Genomic DNA, 15,914 nt, shown 5'->3' with positions numbered 1-15,914 from the left:
TCCTTCGCGTGCGAGAGGGGCCCGGGGCAGCGTAGGGTCTGGCGACGTGACTTCCCCCTCCCCTCCTCAGACCTACGTCTCATCCGCCCTCGGCTGGCTCCTCGCCGTGCCTGCGCTGCTCGGCACCCTCATCACCCTGGTGCTGCCGACCGCGCAGACGATCTGGCTCAGCTTCCAGAGCGGCGGCGTCCTGCGGGAGAGCGCCTACGTGGGGGCGGAGAACTACAGTGAGCTGCTGGGCGGGAGCGACTTCTGGCGGGCGCTCGGCTTCACGCTCTCGCTGACCGTGATCCCGCTGCTGGTGGCCGTGGTGGTGGGGCCGCTGCTGGCGCTGGCGCTCGACCGGGCGGGCACCTGGCCGCGCCGCGCCGGGCGGATCGTGCTCTCGCTGGCCGTCGTCGCGTTCTCGCCGGTGGCGGTCGCGGGGGCCTGGCTGCGGGGGCTGATGCCGCACGCGTCCGGTTTGGTCACGCTGGCGGAAGGGCTGCGCGAGCCCGCGACGGCGCCGGGAACGCTCCGGCTGATCGTCGCTGCCGGGACGTTCGGCGTGGTGTGCGCGCTGGCCGTGATCGCGTTCCTGCCCGCCCTGCGCGGCGGCACGCCCGGTCCCGCGACGCTCGTGGTCGGGGTGCTCGTGGCGCTCTCCGTGGTCGCCGTGGGGCTGCAGACCTTCTCGTTCGGGATGGTGCTCACGAAGGGCGGCCCTCAGCGGGCCACAGAGACGCTCGCGGGGCTGCAGTACGACTACGCCTTCCGGCTGGCCGAGTTCGGGCCTGGGGCGTCCGTGGCGGCCCTCACGGGGGTGGTTCTCGGCGTGCTGGGGATCGTCGCCACGGTCGTCGCGGCGGCGTCCCGGCTCAGCATCACCCTGACACCGCGCACACCCGGGCCGGGCTCGCCGGCGCTGGACGGTGCGGGCGCTCCGAGTCCGGACAAGGCGGGCTCGCCGTACCGGACCGGCGGAGGGGCCGGGATCGCGGGCGGGACCACTGGGACTGGTGGGACCGGCGGGACGGGCGTGCGGACGCCGGGCGCGGGGATGGCCGTGGCGGGCGTCGCCGCGCTCGTCCTCGTGACCGTCATCGCCTTCGTCCTCACCTGGCCCTGGATGGACGGCGTGCTGGCCTCCCCCGCCACCCCGGCGGGCACCGTCTCCGCCCAGGTCAACACCTGGGCCCCGGCCGTCACGGGCGCGATCGTCTCGGTGGGCGTGGCGTACCTGGCGGCGCTCGGCATCGGCGGCCTGCGCCCGCTGGGCCGGGCCAGCGAGTGGCTGCTGCTGCTCTTCGCGCCCTGGCTGTTCGTCGGGCCGGGCCCGCTCGCCGTCGCCAACTGGCAGAACATCCACAACCTCGGCCTCATCGACACCTTCCCCGCCCTCATCCAGCCCCTCGTGGTGAGCGTCCCTGCGCTGCTCGTGCTCACGCTCCTGTGCAAGGGCCTGGCCGAGCGGCCGGGTGGCGGCGACTTCTTCGGCCGGGTGCTGCTGCCGTCGCTGCCGATGGCGGGCATCCTCACCGGCGCCGTCGCCCTCGTCAACGCCCACGACCTGCTCTGGCCGCTGCTGGTCGTCCAGAAGCCGGACCTGTTCACCACCCCGGTCGCGCAGGTGCAGCAGCTCGCCGGCTACGCCGCGCCCGCGCCGGACGTGGGCGCCGCCACGCCGCTGCTGGTGGTCGCCGTCACGCTGGCCGCGCTCGTCGCCGCCCAGCTCCTGTACCTGGACCGGCTCGCCATCCGGACAAACGGCTCGCACCCTCGCACACCGGCTGCGTAGGGTGACGGCTTGTGGAAATACGCGACCTGACTTCCGAAGACCTTGACGACGTCCTTGACCTGCGTAAGCGTTCCTTCGGCCCGTTGTCGGCCGACGACAGGGAGAGGTGGCGCAAGGCCGTGCTCCCGGCGCTGGGGGAGGGCCGCTACCTGGGGGCGTTCGACGGCACGCGGCTGGCCGCCGCGGCCCGCCTGCGCCGGTTCACGCAGTGGTGGCACGGCAAGCCGCAGCCGATGGCGGGCGTCGCCGGCGTCACGGTCAGCCCCGAGGACCGCGGGCGCGGCGTGGGCAGCCTGATCATGCGGGCCGTCATCGGCCGCGCCGCCGACCTCGGCGACGCCGTCTCCGCGCTGTACCCGGCCACCACGGCCATCTACCGGAAGGTCGGCTTCGAGCACGCGGGCGCCCAGTACAACGTGCGCCTGCAGGCCGAGTCGCTGCGCGGGATCCGGCCGTCCGGGCAGGTCAAGCTGCGCAGGATGGGGCCGGGAGACGCCGCGGAGCTGATGTCGGTGCTGCACCGCGTGCACGGCGCCGCCCGTTCCAGCGGGCCGATCTCCTGGGACGAGGACACGTGGAACCTGTGGCTGGCCGACGAGGACGACTTCCTCTACCTCGCCGACGACGGCTACGCGGTCTACCGATGGAAGGGCGACGACGTGGCGGTCGAGAACCTCGTCGCCGCCTCCCCCGAGACCCTGCGGGCCCTGTGGTCCATGGTGGGCAGCGCCTCCACGATCGCCCGCGAGGTCGTCGCCTCGGTGGCGCCCGACGACCCGGTGCTGTGGCTGCTGCGCGAGCGGACGAAGGAGCCGGTGCAGCAGGTGCGCTGGATGTTCAGGGTGCTGGACGTGGCCAAGGCCGTGGAGCGCAGGGGCTTCCCGGCGCACGCGTCCTGCCAGGCCGTCGTCACCGTGGACGATCCCATCAGGGGCGGCGGCACCTGGCGGCTGGACATCTCCGGCGGATCCGGCACAGCGGCCCCGGCCGAGGAGCCCGGCGTCACGCTCTCAGTGAACGGCTTCTCCGCCCTGTACGCCGGCATTCCCACCCGAACCCTCCGCCTCGCCGGTCTCATGTCCGGACATGACGGATACGACGACGCCCTCGACACCGCGTTCGCCGCCAAGCCGTACATGCTCGACTACTTCTGACCTCCGCTTCCGCTGCGCGCCCACCCCGGCCGGAGTAAAGTCTCATGCCGAACAGATGTTCGGCGACGGGAGGGTGGGCCGGTGCGGGTGATGGGCGTCGATCCGGGGCTGACCAGATGCGGCCTCGGTGCTGTCGAGGGGCGCCCCGGCGCACCGCTCAGCCTGGTGGCCGTCGGGGTGGTGCGCACGGGGGCCGACGAGGAGCTCGGCGCCCGGCTCGTCGGCATCGAGGCGGGCATCGAGCGCTGGCTCGACGAGGTGCGTCCCGACGCGGTGGCGGTGGAGCGCGTCTTCAGCCAGCACAACGTACGCACCGTCATGGGCACGGCGCAGGCGGCGGGCATCGCGGTCCTGTGTGCCGCCAGGCGCGGCCTGCCGGTGGCCCTGCACACGCCGTCCGAGGTGAAGGCGGCGATCACGGGCAGCGGCACGGCCGACAAGAAGCAGATCGGCGCCATGGTGACCCGGCTGCTGCGGCTGGCCGAGATGCCCAAGCCCGCCGACGCCGCCGACGCGCTGGCGCTGGCCATCTGCCACGTGTGGCGTGGCGGCGCCCAGCACCGCCTGTCGGAGGCCCTGGCCCGCGCCACCACCCGGAAGAACCTGGCCCGATGACGCCTCCGGCTGTGGTGCGGGGTGCGTGGGCGCCCCCGGCTGTGGTGCGGGACCGGTGGGGGCGTGGCGCGAGTGGGCTCCGTGGCGCGGGATGCGCTATGACAGGAGCCGGTGATGCGAGCAGGGTGAGGCCGATGACAGGAGGACGGGCGTGATCGCTTCGGTGGCGGGCAAGGTGGCGGCGATAGCGCCGGACGGAGCCGTGATCGAGGTCGGCGGCGTCGGCATCCTCACCCACTGCACCCCGGGCACCCTCGCCACCCTCAGGACGGGCGAGGAGGCGCGCCTGGCCACGTCGCTGGTGGTGCGCGAGGAGTCCCTGACCCTCTACGGCTTCGCCACCGACGACGAGCGCGCCGTGTTCGAGCTCCTGCAGACGGCGAGCGGCGTCGGCCCCAAGCTGGCCCTGGCGATGCTGGCCGTGCACACCCCCAACACCCTGCGGGTCGCGGTGGCCAGCGCCGACGTCAAGGCGCTCACGCAGGTGCCGGGGATCGGACAGAAGGGGGCCCAGCGCATCATCCTGGAGCTGAAGGACCGGCTCGGCACGCCGGAGGAGGCCGTCAACGCCGCGCTCAACGGGGAGCGGCGGGTGGCCGTGTGGCGTGACCAGGTGCACTCGGGGCTGGTCGGGCTGGGCTACTCCAGCAAGGACGCCGACGAGGCCGTCGCCGCCGTGGAGCCGGACGCCGACGCCGAGCTCGCCGCCGGTCGCCAGCCCCAGGTGGCCGCGCTGCTGAAGGCCGCACTCCGCTCGCTGAGCGTGCGATGATCCGCCCCTTCGCCACCCCGGGGCCGCGCCGGCACGACGGCGGGGTGAGGGCTGCGGGCCGTGGGGTGACATCTTCGGGCCCCGGGGCATGGCACGACCGCGCCGTCGCCATGCCGCGAGGCTCGCGGACGGTCACGCACCATGCGTGCGCCGCTCACCATGCGTGCGCCGCTCACCATGTGCCGGGCCTCGGCCATGCGCCGCGAATCCATCACGCGCCGCGAACCCACCACGCGCCGGCCGATCGCGATGACCGATCGCCCGCCGTTGTCCAACTGCTGACCAGGCGGAGGAGGTGCGGGCGTGGGGCTTGAGCGGGAGGAGATCCTGTCGTCCACGGCCGGAGGCGACGAGGTGCAGATCGAGGCCGCGCTCCGGCCCAAGCGCCTCAGCGAGTTCATCGGCCAGGGCCGGGTGCGCGAGCAGTTGTCGCTGGTGCTGGAGAGCGCGCTGCGCAGGCAGAGCCCGCCGGACCACGTGCTCATGAGCGGCTCGCCCGGCCTGGGCAAGACGACCCTGGCCATGATCATCGCAGCCGAGCTGAACGCCCCGCTGCGGATCACCTCGGGCCCCGCGCTGGAGCGCGCCGGTGACCTGGCGGCGATCCTGTCGACGCTGGCCGAGGGCGAGGTGCTGTTCATCGACGAGATCCACCGGATGGCCAGGCCGGCCGAGGAGATGCTCTACCTCGCGATGGAGGACTTCCGGGTCGACATCGTCGTCGGCAAGGGCCCCGGCGCCACCGCCATCCCGCTCGACATCGCCCCGTTCACCCTGGTGGGCGCCACCACGCGGGCCGGGCTGCTGCCGGCCCCGCTGCGCGACCGGTTCGGGTTCACCGCGCACATGGACTTCTACGACACCCCCGAGCTGGAGCAGGTGCTGCGCCGCTCGGCCAGGCTGCTCGGGGTGAGCCTGCCCGACGACGGCGCGCACGAGATCGCCAGGCGGTCGCGGGGCACGCCCCGCATCGCGAACCGGCTGCTGCGGCGCGTGCGGGACTTCGCCGACGTGCGGGCCGAGGGCGTGATCAACCGCGATATCGCCGCGGCGGCGCTCAATCTGTACGAGGTCGACGGCGAAGGGCTCGACCGGCTCGACCGGGCGGTGCTCGGCGCGCTGCTGAAGAAGTTCGGCGGCGGCCCGGTCGGCCTGTCGACGCTGGCGGTGGCCGTGGGGGAGGAGCCCGAGACGGTCGAGGTGGTGGCCGAGCCGTTCCTCGTACGGCAAGGACTGCTGGCCAGGACGCCACGCGGCCGGGTCGCCACGGCGGCGGCCTGGGTGCACCTGGGGATGACACCGCCACCGGATGCGTTCGGAGCGTCACATTTCGAGTGATCACAGATCGGTTGCAACCGTTTCAAAATGGGAACTTCCCCGCGCGCCGGAACGCTGCCTCGTTGCCGCGTTTCATAACAAGCGCCTACACTCCGTGGCTTGGCTGGCTGTGTAGGCTGACGGGCTGAGCGGCGCGGCCCGACGCAACGCACGGAATTTCCGGCGCGAGGCCGGTGTCAACTTCTTGTACGACAATGGAAGGTCGCCCCTTATGGACATGGGACAACTCGGAAGCATCCTGCCGCTGATCCTTCTGGTGGTGGTGTTCTACTTCCTGCTGATCCGCCCCCAGCGCAAGCGTCAGCAAGAGGCGATCCAGATGCAGAACTCCCTGACGCCCGGCTCCCGGGTCATGACCACGACGGGTCTGTTCGCCACCGTCGTGGCCGTCGACAACGAGGACGTCGTCCTCGAAGTCGCGCCAGGGATCGAGACCCGCTGGGTGAAGGCCGCGATCGGCCGAGTCGTCGCTCCCGGCGACGCCCCGGTGAGTGACGACGAGTCGGCCGCTGACCAGGTCGAACTCGACGAAGAGGGCAAGAAGGAGTCCGAGGCCACCGTAGAGCGCGACGGCGACCAGGGCTCCAGTACCAAGCAGTCCTGACTAAGCTCTGCGACAAACCTCTATCTGAAAGAACTGACGACCAGTGGCCCGACCGACCAGCCGCCACAGCCGACCGGGGCGTACGCTCCTCGTGCTTCTGGCGCTCATCCTCGCCCTGGGCGGGACGATGTTCCTGCAGAAGGCGTACACGCCGAAGCTGGGACTCGACCTCGCGGGCGGCACCACGGTGACTCTGACACCCGTGACCCAGAACAACGCGTCGCCGCCTGAGGAGATCCTCGACCGCGCGGTCAACATCATCCGCGACCGGGTCAACGGCACCGGAATCTCCGACGCCGAGGTTGCCAAGTCCGGCGACAACATCATCATCTCCATCCCGGGCGTCGGTCAGAACGAGGCCATCAAGCTGGTCGCCACCACTGCGGAGCTGCGCTTCCGCCAGGTGCTCGCCGTGGCCGCCACGCAGGCCCCGCAGGACCTGGCCACCAACGCGCCGACGCCGAGCGGCTCGGCCAGCCCGTCGGCCGGCACCTCCACCTCCCCGACGGCCCAACCGTCCACGCAGCCGTCGTCCCAGCCCTCCACGTCGCAGTCGATCACGACGCCCAGCGCCTCCCCCACGGGGAAGGCGCTGTCGTCCGCTCTGACCGCCCCCACCCCGGCGTCCTCGGCGCCGGCCCAGGGCGCGGCGGACCCGACGGCCAAGCCGGCCGCGACGCAGAAGACCGGCCAGGACGGCAAGACCCAGACGGGTCAGGACGGCAAGACGACCCAGACCGGCCAGGACGGCAAGCAGCAGGAGCAGGGCGGCAAGAAGGGGCAGGAGGCCAAGACCTCCCCGTCGGCCAAGGCCAGCCCGAGCGCCCAGCCGAGCACGCCGCCCGCGCAGGACCCGAACGCCGGCATCGACACCACGGGCATCGACCCGGCGGTGCTGGAGCAGTTCAACAAGCTCGACTGCTCCAACCCGGCCAACCGCGGCCAGGGCGTCCAGGACGACCCGGCCAAGCAGTACGCGGCCTGCGAGACCGACGGCAGCTTCAAGTACGTCCTCGACGTCGCCAAGGTCGTCGGCACCGACATCGACACGGCCTCGGCGGGCGTGCGCCAGGGCACCACCGAGTGGGTCGTGCAGCTCGACTTCAAGAGCAAGGGCGCCGGCGAGTGGGGCAAGCTCACCACGACCGCCTACAACTCGCCCGAGCCGCGCAACATGGTCGCGGTCGTGCTCGACGGCGTGGTCATCACCGCCCCGGTCATCCAGAGCCCGATCCCCGGCGGCCGGGCCGAGATCACCGGCGGCTTCGACCAGCTCAGCGCCACCAACCTGGCCGACCAGCTCAAGTACGGCGCGCTGCCGCTGAAGTTCAACCGCAGCTCCGTCGACACGGTCTCCTCGACCCTGGGCCAGGACCAGCTGGAGGGCGGCCTGATCGCGGGCGTCATCGGCCTGGGGCTCGTGGTGCTCTACTGCCTGCTCTACTACCGCGGCCTGGGCATCGTGGCGGTGCTGAGCCTCGTGGTGGCCACGATCATCACGTACACGGCGGTGGTCGTGCTCGGCCACAACGCCGGCTTCCGGCTCTCGCTGCCGCACATCATCGGTCTGGTGGTCTCGATCGGTATCACCGCCGACTCCTTCATCGTGTACTTCGAACGTATCCGTGATGAGATGAAGGAAGGTCGGCGGACGCTGCGGGCGGCCGTCGAGGTGGCCTGGGTTCGTGCCCGGCGCACGATCCTGATCGCCGACGCCGTCATGTTCATCGCCGCGATCGTGCTGTACTTCCTGGCGGTGGGCGGTGTGGCCGGGTTCGCGTTCGCGATGGGCCTGACCACGCTGATCGACATCGTGGTGGTGTTCCTGTTCACCAAGCCGTTCATCGCCCTGCTGGCGAAGATGAAGTTCTTCGCCAAGGGGCACCCGCTGTCGGGTCTCGATGCCGAGCGCATGAGCGAGACGTCGTCGACCGGCCGCACGACCACTCCGCAGGAGGCCTGAGATGGGACTTGCGCGTCGCCTCTATCGCGGCGAGATCGACGTCGACTTCGTCGGCAAGTGGCGGCTGTGGTACAGCCTGTCCGGCCTGCTGCTGGCCGTCTCGCTGGCCGGGCTGCTGTTCAACGGGCTCAACCTGGGCGTGGAGTTCAAGGGCGGCACGATCTTCTCGTTCAAGGCCACCCAGACCACCGTCCAGGAGGTGCGCGAGTCCGTCCTCGACGAGGGCGTGCACCAGGTGATCGTCCAGCAGGCCGGCACCGACGGCTGGCGGGCGACCACCGAGAGCCTGTCGGAGGACACCCGGGCGCAGGTGCAGAGCGCGATCGCCAAGGACTTCAACGTCCCGGTCGATCAGGTCAGCATCCAGGCCATCGGCCCGTCCTGGGGCGGTGAGGTGTCGCAGAAGGCCTGGATCGGCCTGGGCGTCTTCATGCTGGCGATCATCCTGTACCTGTCGATGGCGTTCGAGCCGAAGATGGCGCTGGCCGCCATCGTCGCCCTCGTGCACGACCTCGTCATCACGGCCGGCATCTACGCCTGGTCGGGCTTCGAGGTCACGCCGGCGACGCTGCTGGGCTTCCTGACCATTCTGGGTTATTCGCTCTACGACGCGGTCGTGGTGTTCGACATGATCAAGGAGGTCACGGCCAAGCTGGGGCACACGTCCAAGCAGACGTACTCGATGGCCGCCAACAACGCGCTCAACCACACGCTGATCCGGTCGCTGAACACCTCGCTGGTCGCGATCCTGCCGGTGGCGGCGATCCTGTTCATCGGCACCACCGTGCTCGGCGCGGGCACGCTGAAGGACCTGTCGCTGTCGCTGTTCGTGGGCATGATCGTCGGTACGTACTCGTCGTTGTGCGTCGCCACGCCGCTGCTGGTGACGCTGAAGGAGCGCGAGCCGAAGTACCAGGCCATCGCCAGGCGCCTGGCCTCCACGGGAGGCGGCAAGGGCTCCAAGGGCTCCAAAAGCGCGGCGGTAGCCAAGAGTTAGCCGCCGCAGGCCTCCGTACGGCGCCCTCGCCCCGCACCGGGGTGGGGGCGCCGTCGTGTGCGGCGGGGGTGCTGTGCGCGCGCCTGCGGGGCTCACAGGCGCGCGGGCGCGGGCGCGGGCGCGAACGCGAGGGCGGCGCGAAGGCGGGGCGTGAGGGCGCGGGGCGCGAGGGCGGGGCGCGAGCGCGAGGGCAGGGCAGGGCAAGACAGGGCATCCGTCCATACGGTGTGCGGTGTGAGGTGGCGGCGGGATGCACCATCATGGAGCCCGGCAGACGGCCGGTGGAGAAATGCGAGGAAAACACCCATGACCGAGCTGAGCGCGCTGATCCTGGACCGGATCAGGGACGTGCCCGACTACCCCAAGCCCGGGGTCATGTTCAAGGACATCACCCCGCTCCTGGCCGACCCGGTAGCGATGGCGGCCGTGGTGGACGAGCTGGCGGGGCTCCACCAGGTGGACAAGATCGTGGGCATCGAGGCGCGGGGCTTCATCCTGGCCGCCCCGGCGGCCTACCGGGCGTCGGCCGGGTTCGTCCCGGTGCGCAAGAAGGGGAAACTGCCCGCCGCGACCCTGGAAGAGTCCTACGATCTGGAGTACGGCTCCGCGACCATCGAGGTGCATCGCGACGCTTTCGCCCCCGGTGACCGGGTGCTCATCGTCGATGACGTGCTGGCCACGGGAGGCACCGCGAAGGCGGCCGTGGAGCTGGTGGAGAGGGCCGGAGCCGAGGTCGTCGGCATCGCCGTGCTGATGGAGCTGGCCTTCCTCAAGGGACGTGAGCGGCTGACGGGGGTGGAGTTGCACTCCCTCGTGATCGTCTGAGCCCGGCCCCCGGCGGTCCGGGTTCGCCACCTGGATACACTGGGGGATCTGCACTCGAAACGTGAGGAGCCTTTTGCGTGGGGAGTCAGTGCGGGAGGAGTCTGAGTGCCCCGTGATGCGGTCGTGCCCGACGTAACCGAATCCGGCAATGCCGAGGCGCCCGGCGTGCCGGCGGTGCGTCGAAGGCGGTTTGGGGGTGGGGCCATGAACCCGGTGCTGGAGCCGCTGTTCCGCACGGTCAGGGCCACCCATCCCAAGGCCGACCTGCGGCTGATCGAGCGTGCCTACGACGTGGCCGCCTACCACCACCGTGACCAGAAGCGGAAGTCGGGCGACCCGTACATCACGCATCCGCTGGCCGTGGCGACGATCCTGGCCGAGCTGGGCACCGACGACGAGACGCTGTGCGCCGCGCTGCTGCACGACACGGTGGAGGACACCGCCTACAGCCTGGACGAGCTGCGCGGCGACTTCGGCGACACGATCGGCTCCCTGGTCGACGGCGTCACCAAGCTCGACAAGGTCAAGTTCGGCGACGCCGCGCAGGCGGAGACCGTGCGCAAGATGGTCGTGGCCATGTCCCGCGACATCCGCGTGCTGATCATCAAGCTGGCCGACCGCCTGCACAACATGCGCACCATGCGCTACCTGCCGGAGCACAAGCGCCACCAGAAGTCGCGCGAGACGCTGGAGATCTTCGCCCCGCTGGCCCACCGCCTGGGCATGAACACGATCAAGTGGGAGCTGGAGGACCTCGCGTTCGCCATGCTCTACCCCAAGCGGTACGACGAGATCGCCCGCATGGTCTCGGAGCGGGCGCCGCGCAGGGACCTGTTCCTGCAGGAGGTCATCGAGAAGGTCCACGGCGACCTGCGCGAGGCGAAGATCCGCGCGGTGGTGAAGGGCCGGCCGAAGCACTACTACTCGGTCTACCAGAAGATGATCGCCAGGGATGTCGCGTTCGACGACATCTACGACCTGGTGGGCATCCGGGTGCTGGTCGACAGCGTGCGCGACTGCTACGCCGCGCTGGGCACGATCCACGCCAGGTGGAACCCGGTGCCGGGCCGGTTCAAGGACTACATCGCGATGCCCAAGTTCAACATGTACCAGTCGCTGCACACCACGGTGATCGGTCCTGAGGGCAAGCCGGTCGAGCTGCAGATCCGCACCCACGCGATGCACCACAGGGCCGAGTACGGCGTGGCCGCGCACTGGAAGTACAAGGAGGAGGTCGGCGCCCCCGGCCCCACCGGCAAGGTCAAGCCGGGCAGCGACATGGCCTGGCTGCGCCAGCTCCTCGACTGGCAGAAGGAGACCTCCGACCCGGGCGAGTTCCTGGAGTCGCTGCGCTTCGACCTGTCGGTCTCCGAGGTCTACGTGTTCACGCCGAAGGGCCAGGTCATCGCCCTGCCCGAGGGCGCCACGCCGGTCGACTTCGCCTACGCGGTGCACACGGAGGTGGGCCACCGCTGCATCGGGGCCCGCGTCAACGGCCGGCTGGTGCCCCTGGAGTCGCGGCTCGGCAACGGCGACACGGTGGAGATCTTCACCTCGAAGTCGCCGGACGCCGGGCCGTCGCGCGACTGGCTGAAGTTCGTCAAGTCGGGCCGGGCCCGCAACAAGATCCGGCAGTGGTTCTCCAAGGAGCGCCGCGAGACCGCGATCGAGGCGGGCAAGGAGGCCATCGGCCGGGCCATGCGCAAGCAGGGCCTGCCGCTGCAGCGGCTGATGTCCGGCGAGGCGCTGCTGGCGCTGGCCCGCGACCTGCGCTACCCCGACGTCTCCGCCCTGTACGCGGCCGTCGGCGAGGGTCACATCGCGGCCCAGGCGGTGGTGCAGAAGCTGGTGGCCTCGATCGGCGGCGTCGACAGCGCCGAGGAGGACATCGCCGAGACCTCGCTGCCGACGCGGCTGCGCGGCCGTCCGCGCGGTGGCGGCGGCGCGGGCGTGGTGGTGGCCGGCGACGCCGACGTCTGGGTACGCCTGTCCAAGTGCTGCACCCCGGTGCCCGGCGACGAGATCGTCGGCTTCGTCACCAGGGGCCACGGCGTGTCGGTGCACCGGGCCGACTGCACCAACGTGCAGCAGCTCAAGTCGCAGCCGGACCGCCTGGTCGAGGTGAGCTGGTCGCCCAGCGACGACAGCGTGTTCCTGGTGGCCATCCAGGTGGAGGCGCTCGACCGGCCGCGGCTGCTGTCCGACGTCACCCGTACGCTGTCGGACCAGCACGTCAACATCCTCAGCGCCTCGGTCACGACCTCGCGCGACAGGGTGGCGATCAGCAAGTTCACCTTCGAGATGGGCGATCCCAAGCACCTGGGCCACGTGCTCAAGGCGGTGCGCAGCATCCAGGGCGTGTTCGACGTCTACCGCGTCAGCGGCGCCGGCGGCTGACGCCGGCCCTCACCCTAGTGCTGGCGCAGGTCGGGCAGGTTGACCACGATGGCCTCCTGCGTGCTGCGCGCGATCACCACGACCGCCTCCCGCGACGGGTCGCGGTTCTCCTCGCGGTGCGGCACGTACGGCGGCACGAAGACGTAGTCACCGGGCCCGGCGTCGATGCGCCGCTCCCGCCCGTCCTCCAGGAACACGAACGACGGCGTGCCGCTGACCACGTAGATGGCGGTCTCGGAGGCGCCGTGGTGATGGTCGGAGGAGCGGGTGGCGGGCGCGACGTGCGTCTGCCCCATCCACAGCCGCGACGAGCCGGTGGTGGCGCCGCTGACGGCCGCCAGCCGCCGCATGCCGCTGCTTTGTGCCGTTTCGCCCGAGAGCGTCCCTGAGGCCACGTGACGCAGCGGCTGGTGGAAGGGGTCACCCTGGGCCCGGTAACCCTCCCACAGGCGCCCTCCGGCCCGCTCAAGGACGTCCGTGGCCACCGCGGCCAGCCTGGCGGGGTCGTCGCGGGCGGCCAGCAGCTCATCGGCCAGCCTGGCATCGTGCGTGCGCAGCTCGCGCAGCAGCCACTTGCCGTTGCCCTGCCACCCTCGCCCCACGCCCAGCGCCGTCCGCGCGGTCGCCTGGACGACCTCCCAGCCGATGAACGCCCGCTCGCCCGGGTCGCTCGCGCCCGCCAGGTCGTCCAGCAGGTCGGACAGCACGTACCTGAACCGGTCGGCCTGCCCGTCCGTCAGCCCTGAAGGGCCGTCGGCGAGGCGGTCGGCCAGCTCGGCCTGCAGGTCGCTGGCCCTGCCGCCGGTGCGGTCGGTCACCACCGCGCCCTCGGCGCAGATGCGCGCCAGGACAGGGCGCCGCTGCTCGAAACCCTCGTCGACGTAGACGGCAAGGCTGGTCTCGCTGTGCGCGAACAGCTCCACCGGCCACTCGCGCCAGCGCAGCGACTCACGGTAGGGGACGGCCAGGCCGTCGAGCACCACCACCACGTCGAGGTCGGAGGTGGCGGTGCGGCGTTCGGTGAGCACGCTGCCGCCGACGAAGGCGTACAGGGCGCCGGGGAACAGCTCTTCGACGAACGCGCGCGCGGCCGAGACGGGATCCATGCCGGCCAGCCTAGATCCCGGGCCCCGTCGCGCGCCGCCCGATCCGGCGACGGCGGCCCGGGGGAGCGGCCGGCCGAGACGGCTAGCTGAACTCGGCGAGTGTGCGCTCCGCCTCCGTCAGCCACGAGCGGCGGGCGATCAGGGCCTCCTCGGCCTCCTTGACGTCCTTGGCCCGGCCGGCGGCCTGCGCCTTGGCCAGCCGCTTCTCCAGCTGCTCGATCGAGGTGCGCAGCTGGTCCACGGTGCTCTGGGCGCGGGCCCTGGCCTCGGGGTTGGACCGCTTCCACTCGGCGTCCTCGGCCTTGCGCACGGCCTCGTCCACCTTGCGCAGCCCGCCCTCCAGCCGGTCGCGCTGCTCGCGCGGCACGGGACCGGCGGCCTCCCAGCGCTCCAGGATGTGCCGCAGCGCGTTCCTGGCCGTGCGCACGTCGGTGACCGGCAGGATCTTCTCGGCCTCGGCCAGCAGCTCCTCCTTGACCTCCGCGTTGGCGGCCAGCGAGGCGTCGCGCTCGGCGAACACCGCGGAACGGGCCTGGAAGAACTGGTCCTGGGCGGCCTTGAAGCGCGCCCACAGCTCGTCCTCGGCCTCCCGCGAGGCCCGGCCGGCCATCTTCCACTGCTGCATCAGCTCGCGGTAGATCGCCGCGGTCTGGCCCCAGTCGGTGGAGTCGGCGATCGCCTCGGCCTCGGCGACGATGCGCTCCTTGGCCGCGCGCACGCCCTCGCGCTGCTCGTCCAGCCCGGCGAAGTACTGCTTGCGCCGCTTGGCGAAGGCCGTGCGCGCGGCCGAGAGCCGCTTCCACAGCGCCGCCTCGGTGACCCGGTCGATGCGATCGGCGGCCTTCCACTCCTCGACCAGCTGGCGCAGCCGCTCGCCACCCGACTTCCAGTGGGTGGTCTCCTCGGCGATGCGCTCGGCCTCGCCGACGATGCGCTCCTTGACCGCCCTGGCCTCGGCCCGCGCGTGCTCGCGAGCGGCCTTGACCTCCTCGCGGCGCTGCGCGACGAGCTCGGTCAGGCCGTCCAGCCGCCGCACCAGCGCGTCGAGGTCCCCGATGGCGTGCGCGTCGGAGACGGCCTCGCGCAGCTTGACGATGCTCGCCTCGGCCTGGGCCGGAGCCAGATCGGTGCCCCTGACCCGCTGTTCGAGCAGCTGCACCTGACCGGCCAGCTCGTCGTACTTGCGATGGAAGTAGGCCAGTGCCTCTTCGGGTTCACCGGCCTGCCAGGAGCCGACGGCCCGCTCTCCCTCAGCCGTACGCACGTAGACGGTGCCGTCGTCGTCTACCCGGCCCCACGGGTCGGTGCTCACCGTGTCCTCCCGCACTATCCATCAGACCCTTCGGGACTACTTCGTCCCTAGTTTGTATTACGTCAGCTCTTGCCGGCGATTGTCACGTCTTTGATTTCGACGGTTTGCTTTGGTGCTCCAGTCCCGTCTCCCATGGCGCCGGGGATGTTGCCTGCTTTGTTCACCTTGTCCAGGATGTCGAGCCCCTTGGTGATCGTACCCACCGGGGTGTAATCCGGGGTGAGTCCGATGTCCCCGTAAACCAGGAAGAACTGGCTGCCCGTGCTGCCCGGGGCCGACGTTTTGGCCATGGCCATCACGCCGCGCTTGTACTGGGCGCCCTCCAGGTTCTCCTCGGCCATCACGTAACCGGGGCCGCCCTGGCCGTCGGTCTGGCTCTTGCCGTCGGCCTTGGCGGTCGGGTCGCCGCACTGCAGCATCGGGAACTGCTCGCTGCCGAGCCGGTGGCACTTGCTGCCGTCGTAATAGTTCTTCTTCGCCAGGAACTCCAGCGAGTTGGTCGTGCACGGCGCCTTGGCGTTGTTCAGCTCGACCACGATGTCGCCCTGGTTCGTCTTGAACGTCAGCGTCTTCGTGGCGGGCTCGGTCTTGACCTTGGCCGGCGGCATGCCGACGTCCTTGACCGTGCCGCCGGAGGTGTCCTTGACGTAGTCGCACGTGCCCGTCTTGGCGTCGTAGGGCTTGGGCCCCGTGCTCGCCGACGCCTGCGCGGTCTCGGCGGGCGAGGCCGACGCGGACGGCGAGGCGGCCGCCTCCGTGCCCGTGTCGTTGCCACCGAGCAGCGCGACCGCGGCCACGATGCCGCCGACCACGATCACCACGCCCACGGTGGAGCCGATGATCGCCGTGCGCTTGGCCTTCTGCTCGCGCTCGATGCGGCGCTGCATCTGCCGCTCGTAGTGCTCGCGTGCCAGCTGCTTCTGCCGGTCCTTCCCCGTGGCCACCGCTTTGCCTCCCATAGTCAATCAACTGAGGTGGGCGAATCGTATCGGCCAACGGGTAATGATTCGCAGCCCGGCGACCCGCACCGGTACCCTTCGGTTACATTCCCATT

At 71.1% G+C, this 15,914-nt stretch carries 14 protein-coding genes; 11 read left to right on the top strand and 3 right to left on the bottom strand.

Annotated elements, in window-relative coordinates; all coding sequences use genetic code 11:
* Positions 1–46: 46 nt before the first annotated feature.
* The 11 genes from LCN96_RS36910 (at position 47) to LCN96_RS36860 (ending at position 12,442) form a co-directional block, all read left to right on the top strand.
* A complete protein-coding gene (locus tag LCN96_RS36910) occupies positions 47–1,777 on the top strand; it encodes a hypothetical protein (RefSeq protein ID WP_225267050.1) in 1,731 nt (576 codons plus the stop codon).
* Between the two features lie 11 nt (positions 1,778–1,788).
* On the top strand, positions 1,789–2,931 hold the full coding sequence (locus LCN96_RS36905) for a GNAT family N-acetyltransferase (RefSeq protein ID WP_225267049.1): 1,143 nt from the start codon (positions 1,789–1,791) through the stop codon (positions 2,929–2,931).
* A gap of 81 nt (positions 2,932–3,012) precedes the next feature.
* The gene (gene ruvC / locus LCN96_RS36900; protein ID WP_225267048.1) at positions 3,013–3,546 is read left to right on the top strand and encodes a crossover junction endodeoxyribonuclease RuvC; all 534 of its coding nucleotides are present in this window, start codon (positions 3,013–3,015) and stop codon (positions 3,544–3,546) included.
* 151 nt (positions 3,547–3,697) lie between these two features.
* Positions 3,698–4,318, top strand: coding sequence for a Holliday junction branch migration protein RuvA (gene ruvA, locus LCN96_RS36895; RefSeq protein WP_225267047.1), 621 nt, complete (start codon positions 3,698–3,700; stop codon positions 4,316–4,318).
* Between the two features lie 141 nt (positions 4,319–4,459).
* Entirely contained in the window at positions 4,460–4,600 is a 141-nt protein-coding gene (locus LCN96_RS36890) for a hypothetical protein (protein WP_225267046.1), read from the top strand.
* Between the two features lie 21 nt (positions 4,601–4,621).
* Positions 4,622–5,656 carry a Holliday junction branch migration DNA helicase RuvB gene (gene ruvB, locus LCN96_RS36885; RefSeq protein WP_225267045.1) on the top strand — a complete coding sequence of 345 codons (1,035 nt, stop codon included), beginning with the start codon at positions 4,622–4,624 and terminating at the stop codon, positions 5,654–5,656.
* Between the two features lie 211 nt (positions 5,657–5,867).
* On the top strand, positions 5,868–6,260 hold the full coding sequence (yajC, locus tag LCN96_RS36880) for a preprotein translocase subunit YajC (protein ID WP_225267044.1): 393 nt from the start codon (positions 5,868–5,870) through the stop codon (positions 6,258–6,260).
* A gap of 91 nt (positions 6,261–6,351) precedes the next feature.
* Complete coding sequence (gene secD / locus LCN96_RS36875) at positions 6,352–8,223, top strand: protein translocase subunit SecD (RefSeq protein WP_225267043.1); 1,872 nt, start codon at positions 6,352–6,354, stop codon at positions 8,221–8,223.
* Position 8,224: 1 nt separating this feature from the next.
* Entirely contained in the window at positions 8,225–9,220 is a 996-nt protein-coding gene (gene secF / locus LCN96_RS36870; protein ID WP_225267042.1) for a protein translocase subunit SecF, read from the top strand.
* A 306-nt stretch (positions 9,221–9,526) separates the two neighbouring features.
* On the top strand, positions 9,527–10,045 hold the full coding sequence (locus LCN96_RS36865) for an adenine phosphoribosyltransferase (RefSeq protein WP_225267041.1): 519 nt from the start codon (positions 9,527–9,529) through the stop codon (positions 10,043–10,045).
* A gap of 204 nt (positions 10,046–10,249) precedes the next feature.
* Positions 10,250–12,442, top strand: coding sequence for a RelA/SpoT family protein (locus tag LCN96_RS36860; RefSeq protein ID WP_225267040.1), 2,193 nt, complete (start codon positions 10,250–10,252; stop codon positions 12,440–12,442).
* Between the two features lie 14 nt (positions 12,443–12,456).
* Here the strand turns inward: LCN96_RS36860 and LCN96_RS36855 are convergent, their stop codons facing one another.
* The 3 genes from LCN96_RS36855 to LCN96_RS36845 all read right to left on the bottom strand — a co-directional run bounded on the left by LCN96_RS36855 (position 12,457) and on the right by LCN96_RS36845 (position 15,804).
* The gene (locus LCN96_RS36855) at positions 12,457–13,548 is read right to left on the bottom strand and encodes a cupin domain-containing protein (protein ID WP_225267039.1); all 1,092 of its coding nucleotides are present in this window, start codon (positions 13,546–13,548) and stop codon (positions 12,457–12,459) included.
* An 82-nt stretch (positions 13,549–13,630) separates the two neighbouring features.
* The gene (locus LCN96_RS36850; protein ID WP_225267038.1) at positions 13,631–14,860 is read right to left on the bottom strand and encodes a DUF349 domain-containing protein; all 1,230 of its coding nucleotides are present in this window, start codon (positions 14,858–14,860) and stop codon (positions 13,631–13,633) included.
* Between the two features lie 62 nt (positions 14,861–14,922).
* The gene (locus LCN96_RS36845) at positions 14,923–15,804 is read right to left on the bottom strand and encodes a peptidylprolyl isomerase (protein ID WP_311132009.1); all 882 of its coding nucleotides are present in this window, start codon (positions 15,802–15,804) and stop codon (positions 14,923–14,925) included.
* Positions 15,805–15,914: the final 110 nt, after the last annotated feature.

Source organism: Nonomuraea gerenzanensis (genome assembly GCF_020215645.1).
Taxonomy (GTDB): domain Bacteria; phylum Actinomycetota; class Actinomycetes; order Streptosporangiales; family Streptosporangiaceae; genus Nonomuraea; species Nonomuraea gerenzanensis.
The sequence above is the reverse complement of the archived record's forward strand: the minus strand, read 5'-3'. Positions and strand labels throughout refer to the sequence as shown.

What these genes read in the sequence shown, in the direction of transcription:
- LCN96_RS36890 (WP_225267046.1), top strand. Translation starts at nt 4,460, where the DNA reads ATGCGTGCGCCGCTCACCATGCGTGCGCCGCTCACCATGTGCCGGGCC.
- yajC (WP_225267044.1), top strand. Translation starts at nt 5,868, where the DNA reads ATGGACATGGGACAACTCGGAAGCATCCTGCCGCTGATCCTTCTGGTG.
- secF (WP_225267042.1), top strand. Translation starts at nt 8,225, where the DNA reads ATGGGACTTGCGCGTCGCCTCTATCGCGGCGAGATCGACGTCGACTTC.
- LCN96_RS36865 (WP_225267041.1), top strand. Translation starts at nt 9,527, where the DNA reads ATGACCGAGCTGAGCGCGCTGATCCTGGACCGGATCAGGGACGTGCCC.
- LCN96_RS36860 (WP_225267040.1), top strand. Translation starts at nt 10,250, where the DNA reads ATGAACCCGGTGCTGGAGCCGCTGTTCCGCACGGTCAGGGCCACCCAT.
- LCN96_RS36855 (WP_225267039.1), bottom strand. Translation starts at nt 13,548, where the DNA reads ATGGATCCCGTCTCGGCCGCGCGCGCGTTCGTCGAAGAGCTGTTCCCC.